The sequence below is a fragment of the Pseudoalteromonas sp. UBA2102 genome, assembly GCF_002331165.1.
In the GTDB taxonomy this organism is placed as follows: Bacteria; Pseudomonadota; Gammaproteobacteria; order Enterobacterales; family Alteromonadaceae; genus Pseudoalteromonas; species Pseudoalteromonas atlantica.
On sequence record NZ_DCYU01000038.1, the window covers coordinates 29,704 to 49,041 of the forward strand.

The 19,338-nt window shown below is 40.5% G+C and carries 21 protein-coding genes; 12 read left to right on the forward strand and 9 right to left on the reverse strand.

Going from position 1 to position 19,338, the window contains the following annotated elements; genetic code table 11:
• Positions 1–133 precede the first annotated feature (133 nt).
• Positions 134–847 (reverse strand): fatty acid metabolism transcriptional regulator FadR, encoded by a 714-nt coding sequence (fadR, locus tag B2R65_RS04740; RefSeq protein WP_004587375.1) that lies wholly within the window; start codon positions 845–847, stop codon positions 134–136.
• A 525-nt stretch (positions 848–1,372) separates the two neighbouring features.
• On the opposite strand from fadR, the gene dsbB reads away from it, so the two are divergent.
• Entirely contained in the window at positions 1,373–1,891 is a 519-nt protein-coding gene (gene dsbB, locus B2R65_RS04745) for a disulfide bond formation protein DsbB (RefSeq protein WP_004587376.1), read from the forward strand.
• Between the two features lies 1 nt (position 1,892).
• Positions 1,893–2,195, forward strand: coding sequence for a DUF6170 family protein (locus tag B2R65_RS04750; RefSeq protein ID WP_004587377.1), 303 nt, complete (start codon positions 1,893–1,895; stop codon positions 2,193–2,195).
• 11 nt (positions 2,196–2,206) lie between these two features.
• Here B2R65_RS04750 and B2R65_RS04755 read toward each other — a convergent pair whose 3' ends face one another.
• Positions 2,207–2,503 (reverse strand): ComEA family DNA-binding protein, encoded by a 297-nt coding sequence (locus tag B2R65_RS04755; RefSeq protein ID WP_273607158.1) that lies wholly within the window; start codon positions 2,501–2,503, stop codon positions 2,207–2,209.
• Positions 2,504–2,848: 345 nt separating this feature from the next.
• Between B2R65_RS04755 and B2R65_RS04760 the strand changes: the two genes are divergently transcribed.
• The 3 genes from B2R65_RS04760 (at position 2,849) to B2R65_RS04770 (ending at position 4,946) form a co-directional block, all read left to right on the forward strand.
• Positions 2,849–3,163 (forward strand): YebG family protein, encoded by a 315-nt coding sequence (locus tag B2R65_RS04760; RefSeq protein WP_055253001.1) that lies wholly within the window; start codon positions 2,849–2,851, stop codon positions 3,161–3,163.
• Positions 3,164–3,301: 138 nt separating this feature from the next.
• Positions 3,302–4,465 carry a M23 family metallopeptidase gene (locus B2R65_RS04765; RefSeq protein ID WP_273607157.1) on the forward strand — a complete coding sequence of 388 codons (1,164 nt, stop codon included), beginning with the start codon at positions 3,302–3,304 and terminating at the stop codon, positions 4,463–4,465.
• Positions 4,455–4,946 (forward strand): bactofilin family protein, encoded by a 492-nt coding sequence (locus B2R65_RS04770; protein WP_004587381.1) that lies wholly within the window; start codon positions 4,455–4,457, stop codon positions 4,944–4,946. Before B2R65_RS04765 ends, B2R65_RS04770 begins: the two co-directional genes overlap by 11 nt.
• A 7-nt stretch (positions 4,947–4,953) precedes the next feature.
• On the opposite strand, the gene B2R65_RS04775 is transcribed toward B2R65_RS04770, so the two are convergent.
• The gene (locus tag B2R65_RS04775; RefSeq protein WP_029773430.1) at positions 4,954–5,427 is read right to left on the reverse strand and encodes a hotdog fold domain-containing protein; all 474 of its coding nucleotides are present in this window, start codon (positions 5,425–5,427) and stop codon (positions 4,954–4,956) included.
• A gap of 183 nt (positions 5,428–5,610) precedes the next feature.
• Between B2R65_RS04775 and B2R65_RS04780 the strand changes: the two genes are divergently transcribed.
• The 3 genes from B2R65_RS04780 to B2R65_RS04790 are packed head-to-tail and all read left to right on the forward strand — an operon-like array spanning position 5,611 to position 7,966.
• On the forward strand, positions 5,611–6,804 hold the full coding sequence (locus B2R65_RS04780; RefSeq protein WP_055252998.1) for a multidrug effflux MFS transporter: 1,194 nt from the start codon (positions 5,611–5,613) through the stop codon (positions 6,802–6,804).
• Positions 6,801–7,442: a LysE family translocator gene (locus tag B2R65_RS04785; protein WP_286741375.1), complete on the forward strand. Its 642-nt coding sequence runs from the start codon at positions 6,801–6,803 to the stop codon at positions 7,440–7,442. The genes B2R65_RS04780 and B2R65_RS04785 overlap by 4 nt, the downstream gene beginning before the upstream one ends.
• Positions 7,443–7,501: 59 nt before the next feature.
• Positions 7,502–7,966 carry a methylglyoxal synthase gene (locus B2R65_RS04790; protein ID WP_004587385.1) on the forward strand — a complete coding sequence of 155 codons (465 nt, stop codon included), beginning with the start codon at positions 7,502–7,504 and terminating at the stop codon, positions 7,964–7,966.
• Between the two features lie 11 nt (positions 7,967–7,977).
• Here B2R65_RS04790 and yegD read toward each other — a convergent pair whose 3' ends face one another.
• The 6 genes from yegD to B2R65_RS04820 all read right to left on the reverse strand — a co-directional run bounded on the left by yegD (position 7,978) and on the right by B2R65_RS04820 (position 14,932).
• Positions 7,978–9,342 (reverse strand): molecular chaperone, encoded by a 1,365-nt coding sequence (gene yegD, locus B2R65_RS04795; protein ID WP_286741377.1) that lies wholly within the window; start codon positions 9,340–9,342, stop codon positions 7,978–7,980.
• A 61-nt stretch (positions 9,343–9,403) separates the two neighbouring features.
• The gene (locus B2R65_RS04800) at positions 9,404–10,246 is read right to left on the reverse strand and encodes a DNA ligase (RefSeq protein WP_286741378.1); all 843 of its coding nucleotides are present in this window, start codon (positions 10,244–10,246) and stop codon (positions 9,404–9,406) included.
• Between the two features lie 33 nt (positions 10,247–10,279).
• Complete coding sequence (locus tag B2R65_RS04805) at positions 10,280–10,936, reverse strand: HAD family hydrolase (protein ID WP_286741379.1); 657 nt, start codon at positions 10,934–10,936, stop codon at positions 10,280–10,282.
• A gap of 53 nt (positions 10,937–10,989) precedes the next feature.
• The gene (locus B2R65_RS04810; protein ID WP_004587389.1) at positions 10,990–11,289 is read right to left on the reverse strand and encodes a hypothetical protein; all 300 of its coding nucleotides are present in this window, start codon (positions 11,287–11,289) and stop codon (positions 10,990–10,992) included.
• Positions 11,290–11,394: 105 nt separating this feature from the next.
• The gene (locus B2R65_RS04815) at positions 11,395–13,659 is read right to left on the reverse strand and encodes a TonB-dependent receptor (protein WP_024034236.1); all 2,265 of its coding nucleotides are present in this window, start codon (positions 13,657–13,659) and stop codon (positions 11,395–11,397) included.
• Positions 13,660–14,068: 409 nt separating this feature from the next.
• Entirely contained in the window at positions 14,069–14,932 is an 864-nt protein-coding gene (locus B2R65_RS04820; protein ID WP_024034237.1) for a mechanosensitive ion channel family protein, read from the reverse strand.
• A gap of 197 nt (positions 14,933–15,129) precedes the next feature.
• Here B2R65_RS04820 and B2R65_RS04825 point away from each other — a divergent pair, with 197 nt between their 5' ends.
• The 4 genes from B2R65_RS04825 to B2R65_RS04840 form a co-directional block, all read left to right on the forward strand.
• Positions 15,130–15,336 (forward strand): hypothetical protein, encoded by a 207-nt coding sequence (locus B2R65_RS04825; protein WP_004587392.1) that lies wholly within the window; start codon positions 15,130–15,132, stop codon positions 15,334–15,336.
• A 212-nt stretch (positions 15,337–15,548) separates the two neighbouring features.
• Positions 15,549–17,684 (forward strand): M3 family metallopeptidase, encoded by a 2,136-nt coding sequence (locus B2R65_RS04830; RefSeq protein WP_096042068.1) that lies wholly within the window; start codon positions 15,549–15,551, stop codon positions 17,682–17,684.
• A 103-nt stretch (positions 17,685–17,787) separates the two neighbouring features.
• Complete coding sequence (locus B2R65_RS04835; RefSeq protein WP_256850692.1) at positions 17,788–18,651, forward strand: carboxylate/amino acid/amine transporter; 864 nt, start codon at positions 17,788–17,790, stop codon at positions 18,649–18,651.
• Between the two features lie 55 nt (positions 18,652–18,706).
• Positions 18,707–19,338 (forward strand): glycerophosphodiester phosphodiesterase family protein (locus tag B2R65_RS04840; RefSeq protein WP_286741380.1); only part of this gene is annotated, 632 nt, incomplete at its 3' end.

The following is a 19,338-nucleotide window of genomic DNA, read 5'->3' on the forward strand; positions in this document are numbered from 1 at the left end:
CGTGGCATTTTAAATTTAATAAGGAAAAAAGAACAATCGTATTTAGCGATGTGCACAATCGAAAATACCGAACAGATATTAAAACTTTATTACGCCTATAAAAAAACCTGCATTTGCAGGTTTTAAAAATGGGTTAATCCATGATATCGGAAGGCATATCGCCTTTAATATTTTGCCAGATTTCACCGGTTTGATGGCCAAACTTACGCATCATTGAAATCGCGCCATCATGCTCACGGTTTTCAGCCAATACTGTTAGATCTTTATAAAATTGACGTGCTAACTGGCGAGTGCCTGCGTCTGAGAAATAATGACAACCAATTTTAAAGTAAAACCCTCTAAAACCGTTAAGTATAAGTACGTATATGCGGTTATTACCAGCGACAGCTAATTCGTGGTGTACTTTGTAATCGTAATCTGCAAAAGCTTGCGCAGTGTCTTCAAGTTCATCGCTTTTTGATAAAATCTCAATAACACGCTCAGGGTTAAGCTTTATCGCTGCACGGGTATAAATAGCACTAATATTAGTACGTGCAGATAATAACTGATCGGTCAGCTCTGGCATTTTGTCTTCATCTAAGCGCGCCAGCGTTTCGAGTATGTTTAAACCCGATGTTTCCCAAAAGTTATTCACTCTGGTTGGCTTGCCGTGCTGAATAGTTAGCCAGCCATCGCGTGCTAAACGTTGCAGTACTTCACGTAAGGTTGTTCTGGTTACACCAATTAACTCAGAAAGCTCACGCTCTGCAGGTAGAATTGAACCTGGAGGGAAATCGCCGTTCCAGATAGATTCAACTATATACTCTTCAGCAAATCCTGCTGGGCTTTTAGCTTTAAAAATTCTCATTCAATTCCCACTCGAATTAATCACAACTCATCGTTTTATACGAATAACTGACAGATTGTACCAGATGAAATATAACTAACAAGTAAACTCGTTGATATAAGTGCCAACCAACCGCTGAAAATTTCGCAATAGTAAATAATAAAATTCAACATGCTTAAATTAGGCCTAATTTGCTAAATAAATTAACCCTATTCATAGTAGGTACATTAATGCTATTGTTATTTTTTCACCATTACATTACTACAATAATTCCCGTGTGCGACAACAAGTACATTTAAAAGTCGCATACAGCAGAGCCTGTTACCTGTTAACTGTAACGTTTAATCAAGCCTTTTTAGCGAACCAATCTTATATTACATCTTCACTTAGCAAATTAAGCTTAACCTTTCCCTAAATAGGATTGGCCATAACCGCTTATTAATTTCATCTTAAAAAAAGCCACTTCGGTAGCTTTTTTACCCTTTTTGTTGCTCGTTACTTTATCCTAGTACATAATTCAACGTCTTATTTCAATGCGGATTTTTTATGAACTGGCTAGCACAACTCCCTACTCAACGTACTCCATGGCTACTATTTACAGGCATTGTATTTTTATTAGAAGTCACCGCACTGTTTTTTCAATACCAGATGGGCCTTGCTCCATGCATTATGTGTATTTACCAGCGAACTGCGGTATTAGGCTTATTAGGGGCAGGCATTATTGGCGCAACTAAACCACAAAGTAAATTAGTACGCGCTATCGCTTATTTAGTGTGGGGTGTATCAAGTGTGTGGGGTTACTTTATTGCGCGTGAGCACATTGAAATGCAAACAACCACCGATCCCTTTGCGTTTAGCTGTGAGTTTGAGCCAAACTTTCCTTCATTTATGCCATTGCATGAATGGATCCCAAGCTTTTTTCAAGCCACAGGGGATTGCGGTAATATCGATTGGCAATTTGCGGGATTAAGTATGCCAGCATGGATGGAAATACTATTTGCGTTATTTACTATCACGCTTTTTGTAATTGTTACCACTCGCTTACTTACTAAAAAGACTATTTAATATGTTTACGTTTTTTACCAGTCAGCTGCCTGAACTAAAGCACCTTAAAGTGAGGCAGCGACAAGCCGTTGTTGCTATTGCGCTAAGTATGCTACCTGCTACCGATAGAGTGTTATTAAGAATAGTAAAGCTGATATTGCTCAGCCCATTATTTTTATTATTTACTGTTTTTAAAGGATGGGAACTCATTCCCTTTTTAATTTTAGGTGGCCTGTGTTACCCGCTTTTAACAACCCCGATTGAAATAAACTTCGCTAAAAAATATTTAGCCAAAGCACTTGAGCAGTATTCACAGGGCGCTTAGCGCCCTGCCTATTATAAAGACACTTTTCCTTCTAGTTTAGCTACAAGCTTTTTACCTATTCCTTTTACGTTAGTTAAGTCGCTCAGCTGGGAAAATTCACCATTTTCAACCCTGTAATCAACAATAGCCTGCGCTTTTTTCTTACCAATACCAGGCAACTTGGCCAGCATTTCTGAATCGGCACTATTAATATTAATAACCGTCGCTTGCGGCATTTCAACCATAGGCTTATCTTCAACAGGGTTAGCGTGTGTAAACGCGCTAAAGCTTAAAAAGCTAATAATAAGTAGCGTTAATAGATTTTTCATTTGTTATTCCTTATTTTTGTTTATACCAAAGCGTTATAGTTAAACGGCTAATTTGGCTTTAAACATGTGCTTAATTTTTATTTGAGGAAATAATGTTAAATAAGGAGCAACGCGCATCACTTACATTATTTCCAGTGCATAATCACCTAAATCCGAAAACCTAAAATGCAGCTGGTACAACAAGTGATTGCTTAACTAAAGTAAAGTTACGCTTTTTTGTCAAATTGATGACAAGCTAAAAATGCACCGAATACTTGCAATTTTACACACAAACATTTACTGTATATAAAAACAGTGACCTACGGGTCAGTAACCACATTACCACGCAATCAAGCAGGAGAGATCATGGCTGTTGTTGTTAAATATGTTGTAGAACGAAACGGAGTTGAGCGAATGACGTTTACTACTAAAAAAGAAGCGGATGCCTATGACAAAATGCTCGATATAGCAGAATCGCTTGAAGTAATGCTGGAAAAAGTAGATGTGCCACTGAGCGAGCAACAGGTTGAATCGCTTGCGCTTGAAATTGCAAAGAGTAAAGATGACTTTATGGCAGTGTTAAAAGGCGCAAAAGAGCCCACAACAAAAAGTACAGCTAAAGCTAAAAAAGCCGACAATGTAGCATCAATAAAAGATAACGATGAGCAACAAGCTAGCTAATTTGTGACTATTTTAAATAAAGGGCTGCTACTAAATAGCAGCCCTTTTTTATTAATTTTTGAACAGTTACAAATTTTTTCTGGCTTTTTAGACTGAAATTGATACATTAATCCGGTTAATAGCGAGTGTTTATGTGCCATGTCAGTATTTATTAAGTCTTTTTACCAAAAATTTTTCCCATCCCGTCAGTTGCTTATTCGTCAAAATGGCGAAGTTAAGCATGTTGTTTTGGCGCCTTGGTTTCAGCTTTTTACAGTACTGCTTATTTTAGGCACTATTATTTGGGTCGGTATTTCTAGTTTTCGTGTTTATAGCCAAACAAATAAAATTACCGACATAGAACAAAGCCAAATTGACAAACAACAAGCGTGGCAAAAACAGGTTCAAGAACAAAAAGCACTGCACGCTAAGCAATTAGAACAACTTGCTGTACTAGAGCAAAAGCAAGCACTTTTGCAAGGTATGATTGAATCCCTCCCCGCATCTATTAGTAAAGAGACAATAAAACTAGAAGAACAACTTGAGTCGCCTGTTAATCAAGACAAAGGCGAGTTTCATGAACCACTTGTAGATGAAGAGCCGAAAGACAAACATGCCAGCCTTCTAACGCCAATCACTTTTGCCGCACGTTACGAGCGCTTAAATAAATACTACGAGCACAATTTTGCGCTTATTGATGCGCAAATTAATAAACGCCATGATGCAATTTTAGCGATGTTAAAAGGCGCAGGCTTAGAATCAGCCCTTGAACAACATTTAGCACTGGGCGCACAAACCAGTGCGCAAGGTGGCCCGTTAGATGTATTTGACGAAACTAAAATACCAGGGCAGTTTTTAGCCATTGTTGATAAGCTATTATTACTTAACAACCTTGAAAACTTTTTAACAGAGCTGCCTAACTCACTGCCCTTGCCTGCGGCTAAATACTATATTTCGAGCAACTTTGGGTTACGTAAAGATCCGATGAACAACCGCCGCGCTTTTCACAAAGGTGTTGATTTAGCCGGCTGGCATAAAACCGAAATTTTTGCCCCTGCAGATGCACGTGTATTGCGCGCTGGTAAAAATGGCGGCTATGGTAACTTTATCGAGCTAGAGCACAAAAATGGCTTGGTCACCCGTTTTGGCCACTTAAATAAAATTAAAGTGAAAAAAGGCCAAACAATTGCTAAAAATGAGGTAATTGGATTAATGGGCAGTACTGGCAGAAGTACCAGCACCCACTTACACTATGAAGTGTTACTCGATGGCAAACATGTCAATCCTCTAAAAATAACAAAGGCGCTTTCTCGTGTTCGGTAAAAAAAAGCAACCAAGTAGTCAAACTACGTTGAAAAGAGTAAATCATACCCCTTCTATTATTTCTGAAGATGTGCGCTTAACTGGCACACTTACCAGCCAGGGCGAAGTGCAGCTAGATGGCCGAATTGATGGCGATATAAAGGCAGAGCACCTGGTAATTGGCTCTACCGGCATTGTTGAAGGTGTGGTTGAAGCTAAAAGTGTCATTGTAAAAGGCAAAATTATTGGCTCACTAAACGCAAGTGAAGTGAATATTCAAAGCAGCGCTCACGTACATGGCGATGTTTTTCACGATACACTAAGTATTGATGCCGGAGCCATTATTGAAGGCAGCTTAAAACAGCGCTTTGAAAAAGAAGAACCGGAACTTATTAGCGAAGATTTAAAGCCGGCTAAAGAAGTAAAAACTTTGCTTGATGATGCTGATAGCGACTTGTCGTTTGTTAATAAGCAAGCCGCTGATAAAGCCAAATCTAATTAAGCGCTCATTACTTTTTCTCGGTTATGTACATCGTAATATCTGCAGTGAACACCAGCTCATTGCGGGTATTGTAAAGCTTAACTGGCACCACTAAATCTTCTTTATCTACCCATTGGCGAGGCAAGTCGATTTCTGCAATAGCAGTTACATCGGTATCAACCTTTGCTAAATAGTGTACCGTCATTCCTTTTGGGATCCAGCGATGCGTTTTATAAGGCACGGTGGCATCTACCATTACACCAGCACACAGCTCAGCTAAGTTACATTGTGCAATAGCATGAATAGTCCCAATATGATTATGCACACTACGACGGTTTTTTACGACAGCGCTACAGTGCCCTTCTCTTAAATCGAGCACGTAAGGTTTCATTGAGCCAAAATACGGGGCTTTTATGCATACAGCTTTGCTAAACAACCAATTGCCAAAAGGTAAGCGTTTAAATTTAAGCCAGGTTTTTAAAAGGGCTGATTTATTACTCATTGTTATTTCCCATTTTGTGTTTATAAGTTCAAATTAACACATCAGACCAGTTAAAAAAAGCGCAATTCACCGCGCTGTTAATCCTAATGTCATGAAATATTTATCACAATAAAGCGTGGCTCACTCATAAGCCCTTTCTTTTTTATATGCGGGCACCTAAAATAGCCAGCAAAAGGAGACCTAATGCAAACACAGCCCGCTAAACCTAACTTAATTTTATTACTCATCTTAGCGTTACTCGTAATATTTTGCCCTATGGCAATTGATATTTATCTTCCCGCTTTTCCAACTATTGCCACGCAATTTAACGTAACCGAACAACAGGTTCAGCAAACAGTGGCTATTTTTATGCTTACTGTGGGTTTAGGGCAATTAATTGCAGGGCCGCTTGCTGATAAGTTTGGCCGAAAGCCGGTAGCGGTTGTAGGTGTTAGCTTGTATGCAGGCTCTGCCTTGCTTGCCTACATGGCGCCCTCTTTTGCTGTATTAATGTTTGCACGCGCTCTGCAAGGGTTAGGCGCATGTGCTACGTTTGTTGTTGCTTTTGCTATTGTACGTGATAAATACGGCAGCGAACGTAGCGGGCAAATGATTACCTATTTAAATGGAATAGTGTGTTTTATTCCTGCGCTTGCGCCTATTTTAGGTGCTTGGCTTACCGTGCAATTTGGCTGGCGCATGAACTTTATGTTTTTAACCTTATTTGCGTTAGCGGGCCTAGTCATTACGCTCACCTTATTTAGAGAAACCCGCCCTGCTGATAGTCACTACCAAGGGCATATATTGGACTTACGCCGCTTTGTGCCAATATTAAAAACACCGATATTTTTATTTAATAGCTTACTGTGTATGGTCGCCATGTCGGCAATTCTTGTGTATGTCACCTTGGCACCTGGGTGGATAATTACGCACTTAGGGGGCACTGTTGCCGACTTTACTTTTTGGTTTACGCTCAATGCCGTATTAAGTATTGTAGCCAGCTTTATTACGCCCATTTATATTAAACGTAATAGCCAAAAAGCCCTGCGTGTTGGGGTTACAGTATTGGTGGCCTCTGGCATATTAATGATTGCACTTAGCCATATAGAATCGGCCATTGCGCTTATGCTACCTATTTTAATTGCAGCACTTGGTTTTGCCTTGAGCTTAGGCTCTGCGGCTGGTATGGCGTTATCGCGCTTTCCTAAACAAGCCGGTACAGCCTCTGCCTTAATTGGTGCTATGCAAATGAGTGGCGCTAGTGTGCTTGTGTTTTTAACGCAATATTTAGGCCTTAGCACACCTTGGCTAATTGCTTTTCATTTATTGTTACTGGCGCCACTTTGGTTAATTTTAATGAGTAAAAAAGCCCATACATTGCACCCGGTTAATACATGATCAACCCTGATTTTTTAGCATCATTTTTACTGGCGAGCTTTTTAATGGCGGTGGCCCCTGGGCCATCAAACGCATTTTTAATGGCGCAAACATTTTCCAATGGCAGAGCGGCAGGTATGCAAAGCGCATTTGGCTTTGCTTTAGGTGGAGTAATACACACATTTTTTGCCGTTATTGGATTAAGCGCGGTATTAAAAGCCTCGCCCACCGCTTATAGTGCAGTACAGTACTTAGGCGCGGCTTATTTGTGCTATTTAGGGCTTGTGATGATTAAAAGCACTTTTTCGCAGGCAAATACCGTGGATTGCGCTAGTGATGATAAGCCTCATGTAAGCACCAGTAAAAAGCCAAATGTCATGTTTCAAGCCATGATGACCGAGGTATTAAACCCTAAAGTCGCGTTATTTTTTATTGCTTTTATCCCTCAGTTTGTAGACCCAAGCTTATCATCGGCAACGTTTCAATTAGCTTTTTTTGGTCTGCTCTACCCTATTTTAGCTTTCCCAATTGACTGTACGTATATTTATTTTGGCGACAAAATAGCGCAATTTTTCAAAAAATACCCACATAGCCAACTTTGGATAGACCGAGTGACCGGCATGGTATTTATTGCACTGGCCATTAATTTATTATACTAATTACACTAAATTGTATTACTTAACCAAAGCCTTGGTTACTCAACAAAATAAGATGCAGCATGGAACAAAAAAAACAATCGCTACCCGCTAATAAAAATATTGCCTTAGTTGCGCATGATGGTAAAAAAGCCGCGCTTAAATTATGGTGCGAAAAACACAAAGAAGCCTTAAGCAGACACACCTTATACGGTACTGGCACCACAGGCCATTTAATCGAAAAAACCACCGGGCTAGAGGTTATTCAGCTATTAAGTGGTCCTATGGGGGGCGATCAACAGCTAGGTGCTAAAATTGCTGAGCACGAAATTCATGTATTGGTGTTTTTTTGGGATCCGTTGGCATCGCAACCACACGACCCTGATGTTAAAGCATTACTGCGTTTAGCTGCTGTTTGGAATATTCCTGTGGCCTGTAATGAAGTCAGCGCCGACATGTTATTAAGCTCGCCCTTAATGGACACTGAGCTTGAGCGTACTTTGCCAGATTACGAAAAATACCTCGCAACCCGACAAATCAGTCTTTAAAGCCTTTTAAGCTACTTATAAAGCATGCTGGCCCATTTTGTTAGGCCAGCCGTTACACTACCAAAGTGATCGCCATTCAGCATTTTAATATCACCTAAATGCTCACTTAACGCCGATTTAATAAGTGGTGACTGCGCACTCCCCCCTGTTAAATAAATAACATCTGGGGTGGTTCCTGCATCGGTAATTGCTTGTTTTGCTAACGTTACTATTTGGCTAATGCTACTTTCTACTGCAACCGCTAAATCGCTTACCAATAGGTTTTTACTAAGGTCATTATCTAAAAAGCGAAGATCGCAATCAAAAGCATCTGCCGATGAAAGCGCTATTTTAGCCGCCTCACCTTGCTGTACTAACTGATGGCCCTGTTTATTTTGCTGTAAATGAATTAAGCGTTTGAAAAGCGCAGGTGCACTGACATCGCGTAATTGGGCAGTGAGTTCTCGATAGTGGCTTTCACTATAAAACTGACTTTGTAAATTTACATCATTAATTTTACAGGCTTGCCAAAAAGGTTGGTTTGGTAAAGGTAGGCCCGATTTAAAGGTACTGCCTAAACCAAGCAATGGCATTAAACCATGAAAACTAAGCGCTATATCTAAGTCATTCCCGCCAACTCGCTTACCGCTGTGGGCTAAAAAGTCACTATCGCGCTCACTGTTACCTCTAAAGCTTGGCCCCATTTGTACAAACGAGCAATCGCTGGTACCACCGCCAATATCAATAACCAGCACTTTTTGGTCTTCCACTAAACTACTTTCGTAATCAATCCCTGCTGCAAGCGGTTCGTATAAAAACTCCACATCTGTAAAGCCCGCACGCTTAGCTGCGCGCTCTAAAATACCTACAGCTTGCTGATTTGACTGCTCACCGCCAACGGCCTGAAAGTTAACTGGACGACCAATAACCGTTTGCGTCAATGGGGTTTTAAGTGAAAGCTCTGCGCGTTGCTTTATTTTTAAAATCATTGCGGTAGCAATATCTTCAAAAAAATTAATTTGCCCTTGCTTTAAGCCTGTGGCACCAAAAAACGATTTAGGTGATTTTACAAAGTAGCCTTCTTCAGGAAACTGCACATATTCACTAATGGCTTCACGGCCAATAAAAAGCGTTTCATCTGTAGGTTGTAAATCAAGATCTGACTTAATACGTGGGAGTGTATTTAATAAAGCTTGGCGCTGCGTTAAAAAGTCATGCTCGTGTGCAGTGCCTTTTACATGCTTTGCCACAAAGTCGACAACTAATGCGCTATGGTGTGTATAAAGAGTAGAAGGTAAATAATGCTTTCCTTGCTCAAGTGGCACTAACTGTACTTCCTCTTGCTCCATAACACCCATGGCACAATTAGAACTACCGTAATCAAAACCTACAAACATACTTCACCATACATTAGAAAAAGGCCGCGCAATTTAGCATACTTTGCCAAAATTATAAACGCTAATGACCCTCCCTCACCCTTAAAAAGCTCGCAAAACGTGGTAAGCCATACTTTGTTAACCCATGGTACCGATACGTTACCGTGCTACCTATAGCCGGAGGTGTTTGGCGCTGTTTGTTACTAAAGCCCGTGCCTATTTTAAATATTTGCCCATGAGGTGTTTTTACTTTTAATGCACCTAACATACCGGTGTATTTTCCTTTACCCGGTAAATGTGCAATCACAACCGCTTCAGCATCAAGGTAGGGCTTTAACTTTAATAATGTATTACTGCGCCCGCTTTTATGTTTAGCATTGGCTAAATGCAGCATCACCCCTTCAGCCCCTTGCTTAGTTAAATCTTCAAAGTACGCTGTTAATTGGGCTGTGCTAGTAAAGCGGTGTTGCTTAACTGCAGTTATATGCTGCTTATTGATTTGTTTTACCAAGGCTTGGTAGTTTTTATAACGCGCACTAAAAGGAAGGGTTGAGTCTGGCATATCAAATATTTGATAGCGTATAGCGTGCCAATCTGAATTACTGGGGCGTTTAGTTCTTACAATCCCACTGACCAAAGAAAATTGAGTGCGCGCTATCCACAGCTCCCCATCTAACCAAACATTTGGTAATGGCGCCGTAAACCAACTCGGGGCGTTAATCGCATTTCCTTTACGGGTAATAAATTTATCGCCCGTCCATATTGCTCTTACACCATCAAATTTTTCACTGACGAGGTATTCACTAATATTGCCATGTTTAGATTCATCATATACTTCTGCCAATAACACCTGAGGCTGCGCCGGAAAAACAAGCGATGAGCCAATTAAGCTGGCAATGAAAAGTAAGTACTTTAGCTGAGCCATTACTGCATCCCTGCAAATAAAATAAGGCTATAACTATAGTTGAGATTCGACCCACTGCCAAAACTCACCTAGGTCAGCCATTTTGTACGTCGCCTTACTAAAGTCATGGTCAATTGTATGATGATTTGCAATCGCAACGACTCTAACCTGTGCATTAGTTGCAGCACAAACGCCCGTAAAGGTGTCTTCTACAGCAATTGCATGCTCTGGGTCTACATGTATGTGCTCAAGCGCTAAAAGATAAGGATCGCCTGCTGGCTTTGGATTTGTTACATCGTCTTTTGTCACTACAGTATCAAATAACTCATAAAAACCTAGCCCTTTTAAAATAGGCATAGCTTCGCTGCGAGCACTGCCGGTAACTAACGCCATTTTTAGCCCACTATTTTTAACAGCGTGTAAGGTTTGCTTAGTAAAAGGCATAACAGGCGGTAAATTAGTTTTTACGTATTCACCAAATAATCGATATTTTTCATCTGCTAAAAACTGTGCGCTGACGTCTAAATTATGCTCATTTTTAATATCAATTGCTGCTTCTAACGTTGGGCGCCCTGAAAAGCGCTGACAAAACTCCACTTCGTTATAACTTACATTGTAGGGTGCAAGCAGCTGGCTCCAACACTCAAAGTGCATGCTTTCAGAGTCAACTAGCGTGCCATCCATATCAAACAATACTGCGTTTAAGCTCATCCTCATTCCTTAAATTTTAACGTTAAAAAAGGCGCCTAGGCGCCTTTATAATATTATGCTGTTAAGCCAGCAGGTGGCTCAGCAAATGCTTCTTCACCGGTTTCAACATCAACCAGCTCGTAGCCTCGGGCTTTGCGCACAACCTTAAGTACTGGTTTTTCTAGCGCCGTTTTTAAACGATCAGCATCAGCGGCTAATTCATCTAGCGTTGTACCAAAAGGTGCTGCGCCTGTTTCTGACCAATTAGTTACTTTACCATTTAAGTTATATTCTACTTCGTGTATTTGGTATTGCGCTGCTTCGTCTTTCGTTGCTTCACAAAAAATTACACGGTAGTTCCAAAATCCAGCCATTTTTCTATCTCATCAAAGTTAATTAACGCTACTTTACCAGCTTTATAAAAACATAAAAGCCTGCACAAGGCAGGCTTTAAAAATTAATAAAATTTAAGGTTATCTTTAGAAGAAGTTAACTTTAAATTCAGCACCAATGTAGCGCTCTTCATTAACAATACCCGTATTGTTATTGAAGTCTACCGCACCAATTGCTTGTTGCTCATCAAATAAGTTACGAACAAATGCAGATACTTGGTACTCGTAGTCACCTTCAGCCCACTCGTAGCCTGCACGTAAACCTACTTCTGTTAATGCTTTACCTTCAAATTCTACTGAATCGTATAGGAACATGTTAATTTCGCTACGGTAAGAAATATCACCTAATGCGAAGAAATTACCATCTTCAAGTTCTTTCGTATAACGAAGGGTAAAGTTAGAGATCCACTCTGGCGCATGCGGTAAGCTGTTGCCATCTAGTACGGCTAAACCTGCATCGTTAATAGGGTCATTCACGATACATTGAGCACATACCGCTACAGCTAACTCATCATCTTTAATTTCAGTCTTGTTGTAGCTTAAGTTAAATGTTGCATTAAACTCATCGCTTAATACCCATTCTGTATCTAGCTCAAAACCGTAGCCTGTTGTTTTATCAGCGTTAACTAGGCGGTTAAAGTTAGCACCACCACCTACAGCAGTAAGCTGCTGGTCGTCCATTGTGTAGTAAAATACCGTTGCATTTACACGACCTTGGCCGTCTAGCACGTCTGATTTAATACCTGTTTCGAATGAAGTAACGGTTTCTGATTCAGCCGTTGTTACGTCATCACCAAATAAAATACGACCTTGTAAGCTAGGCGCACGGAACGTGTTTGCTACACGGCTGTACCAGTTTACATCGTCATTAACTTTGTAGTTTGCAGATAAATCCCAGCTTACGTGGCTGTCACTTACACTACGCTCTACGTATAAAGCACCACCGCCAATTGGGCTAATTGTACGGTCTGCAACAAAATCTTTTTCGTCATCAGAGTAACGAAGACCCGCTGTTACTTTTAACTTATCTGAGAAGATGTAATCTACTGAGCCGAAAATAGCCCATGCTGTTGTGTCTTGTTGTTGCTGAACATAACCGTTTAAAGCGCCAGCAGGTGAAGAGAACGTATCGTAACTAAAGTTTTCGATTGTAAGCTCTTCATCAAAGTAAAAAAGACCAACTTGGTAGTTTAAGTCACCGCTGAAGTTACTAGCAAGGCGAAGCTCTTGCGTTAACTGATCTTGCTCTGGAATACCATCCGCACTTTCTGAAGAAAACGGAATAAAACCTGGACCCATGTAATCAGGGATATAAGAAGCACCGTAACCGCCGTCAATATCTGCACGTGAGTATATTTCTGCACTTTCCCAACCTGAAATAGAGGTTAGCGTGTATTCATCGCTAATATCCCACTCAAGCTTTAAGCTTGCGCCTTCAGATTCAACTTGCTGGGTATTGCGTACAGCGGCATCTTGATAAACAACATCATGCTCGTAGTTGTCTACTAAATCGTTTGAGCCTGATTCAATAACGTTTGCACGAAACGCAATTGGTGAGCCGTCTAGGTCACGCGTGTGGTAGTTTAGAAGAGCAGTAAAGTCATCGCCTTCGTATAAAAACTGAATACGCGCTGCTTTTTCTGTGTAGCCGCCCTGCTCGTCTTTCGCTTCAAAGCCAGGTGCTTGGTTGTCGATGTAATCATCTTTATCTTGCCATAGCAAAGAAACACGTGCAGATAAACGGTCAGTTAATGCACCACCTACAGCGCCTTCTGTATCTACAGCGCCACGGCTACCGTAAGAAACAGCACCGTAACCTTCAAATTCTTGGCTTGGTTTAACAGTATCAAATTTAACTAGGCCAGCCGGCGTATTACGGCCAAACAAAGTACCTTGTGGACCACGTAGTACTTCTACACGCTCAACATCAAATACTGGAAAGCCTTTTAAAATGGCATTTTCTTGAACCACTTCATCAACAACTAATGAAACAGGTTGTGAAGCATTAAGATCGAAATCGGTATTACCCAAACCACGAACATAAAAACGAGGGAAAGAACGTCCAAACGATGATTCGATTGAAAGACTTGGGATTTTCGCACTCATAAAGCGAATATCCATACCAGCAGAACTATAAGCATCAAGGTTATCACCTTGTAATGCAGATACAGCAACAGGCACTTCTTGTGCATTTTCTACACGTTTACGAGCAGTAACTTGAATAACTTCTAATTGGTTATTTTTTTTTGCAGTTTCTTCTTCAGCAGCAAGAGTAGAAACAGAGGTACCAGCTGCAGATAATAAAGCAGCATTAATTATGGTCGCTATTGCAGTTTTTTTGATTGCTTTCATGTCGGGTATAAACCTTTTGTATGCACTCTTGTTCAACGGTTTTTTGTGTTGCGCAATGTATTCATTGCGGGCTCGTACAATTTTTCGCGTCTAGCTTTATGGCGCGCGGACCTCATCACCGAGAGTACAAAAACGGAGTAATGAGGCTGAACGAACGATGAAGATTATACCATCGTATTACAAATTTACTGCATAAATATGTACAAAAAAGTAAACTTTTTTGCAACATTTAACCTCATTTTATAGCTTTTTTACCCGCTTTTAGATGCAAAAGACTAATAATGCGGACATATGTCCTTTCTTTCAAAACCCACTTTAAAGTAGCAAACTGCGTATTTTTACAAATAAACCCAAACTAGAAACGCGCAGTTAAAACCCGTTAATGCTTGCTAAATTTTTAAGGCTAAATTCATTGAGTACGCTTTAACGCAATTTCTCCATCAATGTGAATATCGCGCTGTGGAAACGCAATCACCACATCGTGTTTTTCAAAAACAGCATAGATACTAAAACGGATATCACTACGTACTTTTCTGAGCATGGTTTCTGACTCTGCACAAACCCAAAAAATTGCATTAAACACCAGTGAGCTATCAGCAAAGTCGTCAAATAAAACAGAGGCTTTTGGATTTGTTAGTATCGCATCATGATCATCAAGCACTTGTTGAATTAACGTTTTAACTAACAATACATCGCTGCCATAAGCAACACCTACGCTAACCGAGGAGCGGGCATTACCGTCTATTAAGGTCCAGTTAGTCACTGTGTTTTCTAATAGTTGCGAATTAGGGATTAACATATGCACACCATCGTTACGGCGAATGCGGGTAGAGCGCGTATTAATAGTTTCTACTACGCCCTTTGCATTACCTACTTCTAAAAAGTCCCCAATACGAATTGGCCGCTCCCACATTAAAATCCAGCCACTAATAAAGTTATTAATAATGTTTTGCGCACCAAACCCGACTCCAATGGCTATTGCCCCTGATACAAATGCAAAGGCCGTAAGCGGAATACTTAAAACCTCTAACGAGGTGAAAATTAATATTGCGATACTCAAAATAAAATAAATGCGCGTAAACAGATGAACCGCGTCTTGGCTGATTTTTTTGGCCAACAGTGTTTTTTTAATAAGTTTGCCAATGCGCGTTACTACAAACCACATAGCAAATAAAATTAAAGGAACTTGTATAACCTTAGCCACAGTGATGTGTACGTCGTTATAGGTAAAAATAACCAAGCTGAGATAATGTTGAATGTGTTCGAGCGTCATGTATTTTCCAAAGTATTATTTATTGTTTGTTATTTGTTCAGTAAAAATGAGTGTGGTTCAGTCTTCGCTAAGCTTAGCACGGCATAATAGTGTTAAAACGCTAAGTTAATAGGTTTAACGTTTTTGTTTAAACAATTTATTAACTCTTTATTGCACCGAGTGCTATATAAATAGTGTACAAGCACTGGAGATTACATATGTCACAACTTACTCTAAATCAAAGACTCGCTACTTTGCAGCCGCAGGTAGATTTAAATTTGTTTGAAAGCAGCCTAGATTACCGCAATAAAATTTTGTGCCTTCTTGCTGAGCAAGAACAAACACTTGCTACTATTAATAAAGAATTTGGCCAGCAATCTAATAGCTTTGGTTCTGAAAAACGCTTTGTTCTTGGCTATAACTAGCCTTTAAAAAACACACACAATACAATATTTAAGTAGCCTTACGTTTATTTTTAAGGCTACTTTTACCTCCAAATCGCATTTTTAGTAGCTAATTTGCGTTTAAATCCCGCTTAATACCGATAAACTTTATTGTATAAACGCCAAAATTTGATAAGTTAACTGGGTTTTCGACTCGAAAAGCCTATTTCGGCTCATCTTTTTATGGAGTTATTATGCGTAAAACACTGATCGCCACTACTATTGCTAGTGCCCTAATCCTATCTGCTTGTTCATCTAACGAAACTCAGAACACAGCTAAAGAGAGCGCAGCACAAGTGCAAGATATGAACGCAAACAATGTATTATTCAAACCAAGCCCATTACAATACATGGCACCAGAGTTTGATAAGTTTGGTACAAAAGACTACGAAGCAGGCTTTGATGCAGGTATTGCTCAGCACACTGCGCAAGTTCAAGCTATTGCAAACAACCCAGAACCAGCAACATTTGAAAACACACTTGTTGAGATGGAAAAATCTGGTGAGTTGTTAAACCGCGTGTCTGCTGCTTTTTACAACCTATCGGGTTTAATTTCAGATGACGAATACCAACGTATAAGCAAAAAAATGGCGCCGGTATTATCTGCTCACTCTGATGACATTTACCTAAATGGTGCGTTATTTAAGCGTGTACAAACTATTTACGACAATAAAGATGCGCTTAACGCTGAAGATCAACGCTTAGTTGATTTCTACTACAAGCAATTTGTAAAAGCCGGTGCTAAGTTAAGCGATGCTGAAAAAGCAAAAATGCGTGAAATAAACGCTCAGCTTGCAGAGCTATCTACTGCGTTCTCTCAAAACATTTTAAAATCGTTTAAAGAAGACGTTATTGTTGTTACAGACAAATCTAAACTTGCTGGCCTATCTGAAGGTGAAATTGCAGGCCTTGCAGCCGCAGCTAAAAAAGCAGGCAAAGATGGCTACATGATCACCCTGGTTAATACCACTCAGCAGCCTATCTTATCAAGTCTTGAAAACCGTGAGCTACGCGAGCAAATTTTTAAAGCCTCTACAAACCGTGCTGCTAAAACTAACGGCCCTATCATTATTGAAGAAACGAACCTGCGAGCACAAAAAGCAGAGCTGTTAGGTTTTAAAGATTGGGCATCGTATGTAATGACTTCGCGTATGGCACAAACAACCGACAACGTGTACGGCATTTTAGATGACCTTGCACCAAAAGCTGTTGAAAAAGCCAAAGCAGAAGCGGCCGCTATCCAAAAAGTAATTAACGATTCTGGCGAAAGCTTTGAGCTTAAGCCATGGGATTGGGCGTTTTACGCAGAAAAAGTACGTGCTGAGAAGTACGACCTAGATCCTGCGCTAGTTAAGCCTTACTTTGAAATGAACTCTGTGATCCATGATGGGTTATTCTTCGCAATGAACAAGCTTTACGGTATCACCTTTAAAGAGCGTAAAGACTTACCTGTTTACCACGAAGATGTAACAGCGTACGAAGTATTTAACGCAGATGGCAGCGCTATTGGTTTATTTTACATGGACCCATACGCACGCGAAGGTAAGCGTGGCGGTGCATGGATGAGTGCATATGTAAGCCAAAGCGGCTTAAAAGGCACTAAACCGGTTATTTACAACGCACAAAACATTCCAAAACCAGCTGAAGGTGAGCCAACGCTAATGACCTTCGACGAAGTATCGACTATGTTCCATGAATTTGGTCATGCTGCGCACGGTTTATTCTCAAATGTTAAATACCCAAGCCTAGCGGGTACGGCTACAGCACGTGACTTTGTTGAATTTCCTTCACAGGCACATGAAGACTGGATGATTGAACCTACGGTACTTGCTAACTACGCTAAGCATTACAAAACAGGTGAGCCAATTCCACAAGCATTACTTGATAAAGTACTAGCATCGCAAAAATTCAACCAAGGCTTTGGTACTACTGAATACTTAGCAGCTGCTTTACTTGATATGGAATGGCATTCATTTGGTTCTGATAAAAAAATCAGTGATGTTCAAAAGTTTGAAAGCGATGCGCTAAAAGCACACGGTATTGATTACTACCCAGTGCCACCGCGTTATAAATCAAACTACTTTAGCCATACTTTTGCCGGTGGTTACTCAGCAGGTTACTACGCCTACCTATGGACTGAAGTATTTGCAGCCGATGCGTTTGCACATATGGAAAATAACGGTGGCCTAACCCGTGAAAACGGTGACAAGTTCCGTGAAGAAATCCTATCAAAAGGTAACAGCCGCGACTTAATGCAAAGTTACATTGAGTTTAGAGGCCAAAAACCAACGACAGACGCACTTCTTAAGCGCCGTGGTTTAGTTGATTAATAACCTCGTTTATTAATTTTAACCTTATAAAAGCCCGCTTGCGGGCTTTTATTGTTTATAACAGATAAACTAGCCACACTATAAATTATAAAAAACGACAATTATGGGCTATTTATTTGCAGTTACCCTACTTTGGGCTTTTTCATTTAGTTTAATTGGTGTGTACCTAGCAGGCCAAGTTGATGCGTGGTTTAGCGTATTAATACGAGTTGCATTAGCCACATTGGTTTTTTTACCCTTTTTAAAACCTAAACTTACCTCAAAGCCACTCGCACTTAAGCTAATGCTGATAGGCGCTGTGCAACTGGGTGTTATGTACAGCTTTTACTATCACTCCTTTTTATTTTTAAGCGTACCCGAAGTGTTGCTCTTTACCGTTATGACGCCGCTTTATATAACGCTTTTAAACGATGCACTTAATAAGCATTTTAACCCTCGCTTTTTTGCGGTTGCGCTTATTGCCGTACTGGGCGCGGTAGCTATTCGCTGGGAAAGCCTCAATAGTCATTTCATCATCGGTTTATTACTGGTTCAAGGTGCCAATATTAGTTTTGCCACCGGACAAGTAACTTATAAACGTTTAATGGCCACTAATCAGCTGGATGACAAAACCGTATTTGGTTGGTTTTTTATTGGCGCATTAGTAGTGGCGAGTGCTTGCTACGCTTTATTTGGCAATACAAGCAAATTACCGAGTACACTTACCCAGTGGGGTATTTTAATATATTTAGGTATTGTAGCCTCGGGCCTTGGTTACTTTTTATGGAACAAAGGGGCAACAAAAGTAAATGTGGGAGCATTAGCCGTTATGAACAACGTTCTTATTCCTGCCGGTATTATTGTTAACGTGCTTATATGGAATAAAAATGCCGACATTATGCGCTTAAGTATGGGGGGTGCAATTATGTTAGCGGCACTGGTAATTAATCAATTGGGGACAAATAAACAGAACGTCACATCCTTGTAGCTAATTTGTCATTGAATGCGATTAGGGTTGAATAAAATAACGTTAAGGAACAAACATGAAACATCTCACCCTAATAACAAGCTCAGTAATACTTGCACTACTGAGCGGCTGCGACGACGATGTCGAAATTGTAGAAAAAGACGTAGTCGTTACCAATACCACTGTTGAGGTTGTTGAAGTACCGACGCCTGTAATTGTTGAAGTTGCAAAAGGCGAGGCGCCTGATATTCAATTAGGTACTCGTGCCGACTACCTTATTAACGATATGGTACAGAGCGATTTAAAAACAAAATTAGAATCGTGTACAGATGGGCCATTTTACCGTACAGATTTTTCTATTGGTCATCGTGGTGCGCCAATGCAATACCCTGAGCATACAAAGGAGTCTTATATAGCTGCGGCGCGTATGGGCGCAGGTATTGTCGAGTGCGATGTAACCTTTACCAGCGACAAAGAGCTCGTGTGTCGCCACTCTCAGTGCGATTTGCACACCACCACCAATATATTAGCCATTCCTGAACTTGCCGCTAAATGCAGTGTGCCTTTTACTCCAGCTAACGCAGCAAGTGGCACGCCCGCCACCGCTAAATGCTGCACAAGCGATATCAGCCTGAGCGAATTTTTAACGCTTGAAGGTAAAATGGATGGCGCCAACACCCAAGCCACTACTGTTGGTGAATATATGCA

Coding starts and splice junctions, on each gene's coding strand:
- fadR (WP_004587375.1), bottom strand. CDS start 847: ATGAGAATTTTTAAAGCTAAAAGCCCAGCAGGATTTGCTGAAGAGTAT.
- dsbB (WP_004587376.1), top strand. CDS start 1,373: ATGAACTGGCTAGCACAACTCCCTACTCAACGTACTCCATGGCTACTA.
- B2R65_RS04750 (WP_004587377.1), top strand. CDS start 1,893: ATGTTTACGTTTTTTACCAGTCAGCTGCCTGAACTAAAGCACCTTAAA.
- B2R65_RS04755 (WP_273607158.1), bottom strand. CDS start 2,503: ATGAAAAATCTATTAACGCTACTTATTATTAGCTTTTTAAGCTTTAGC.
- B2R65_RS04760 (WP_055253001.1), top strand. CDS start 2,849: ATGGCTGTTGTTGTTAAATATGTTGTAGAACGAAACGGAGTTGAGCGA.
- B2R65_RS04765 (WP_273607157.1), top strand. CDS start 3,302: ATGTCAGTATTTATTAAGTCTTTTTACCAAAAATTTTTCCCATCCCGT.
- B2R65_RS04775 (WP_029773430.1), bottom strand. CDS start 5,427: ATGAGTAATAAATCAGCCCTTTTAAAAACCTGGCTTAAATTTAAACGC.
- B2R65_RS04780 (WP_055252998.1), top strand. CDS start 5,611: ATGCAAACACAGCCCGCTAAACCTAACTTAATTTTATTACTCATCTTA.
- B2R65_RS04785 (WP_286741375.1), top strand. CDS start 6,801: ATGATCAACCCTGATTTTTTAGCATCATTTTTACTGGCGAGCTTTTTA.
- B2R65_RS04790 (WP_004587385.1), top strand. CDS start 7,502: ATGGAACAAAAAAAACAATCGCTACCCGCTAATAAAAATATTGCCTTA.
- yegD (WP_286741377.1), bottom strand. CDS start 9,342: ATGTTTGTAGGTTTTGATTACGGTAGTTCTAATTGTGCCATGGGTGTT.
- B2R65_RS04800 (WP_286741378.1), bottom strand. CDS start 10,246: ATGGCTCAGCTAAAGTACTTACTTTTCATTGCCAGCTTAATTGGCTCA.
- B2R65_RS04805 (WP_286741379.1), bottom strand. CDS start 10,936: ATGAGCTTAAACGCAGTATTGTTTGATATGGATGGCACGCTAGTTGAC.
- B2R65_RS04810 (WP_004587389.1), bottom strand. CDS start 11,289: ATGGCTGGATTTTGGAACTACCGTGTAATTTTTTGTGAAGCAACGAAA.
- B2R65_RS04815 (WP_024034236.1), bottom strand. CDS start 13,659: ATGAAAGCAATCAAAAAAACTGCAATAGCGACCATAATTAATGCTGCT.
- B2R65_RS04820 (WP_024034237.1), bottom strand. CDS start 14,932: ATGACGCTCGAACACATTCAACATTATCTCAGCTTGGTTATTTTTACC.
- B2R65_RS04825 (WP_004587392.1), top strand. CDS start 15,130: ATGTCACAACTTACTCTAAATCAAAGACTCGCTACTTTGCAGCCGCAG.
- B2R65_RS04830 (WP_096042068.1), top strand. CDS start 15,549: ATGCGTAAAACACTGATCGCCACTACTATTGCTAGTGCCCTAATCCTA.
- B2R65_RS04835 (WP_256850692.1), top strand. CDS start 17,788: ATGGGCTATTTATTTGCAGTTACCCTACTTTGGGCTTTTTCATTTAGT.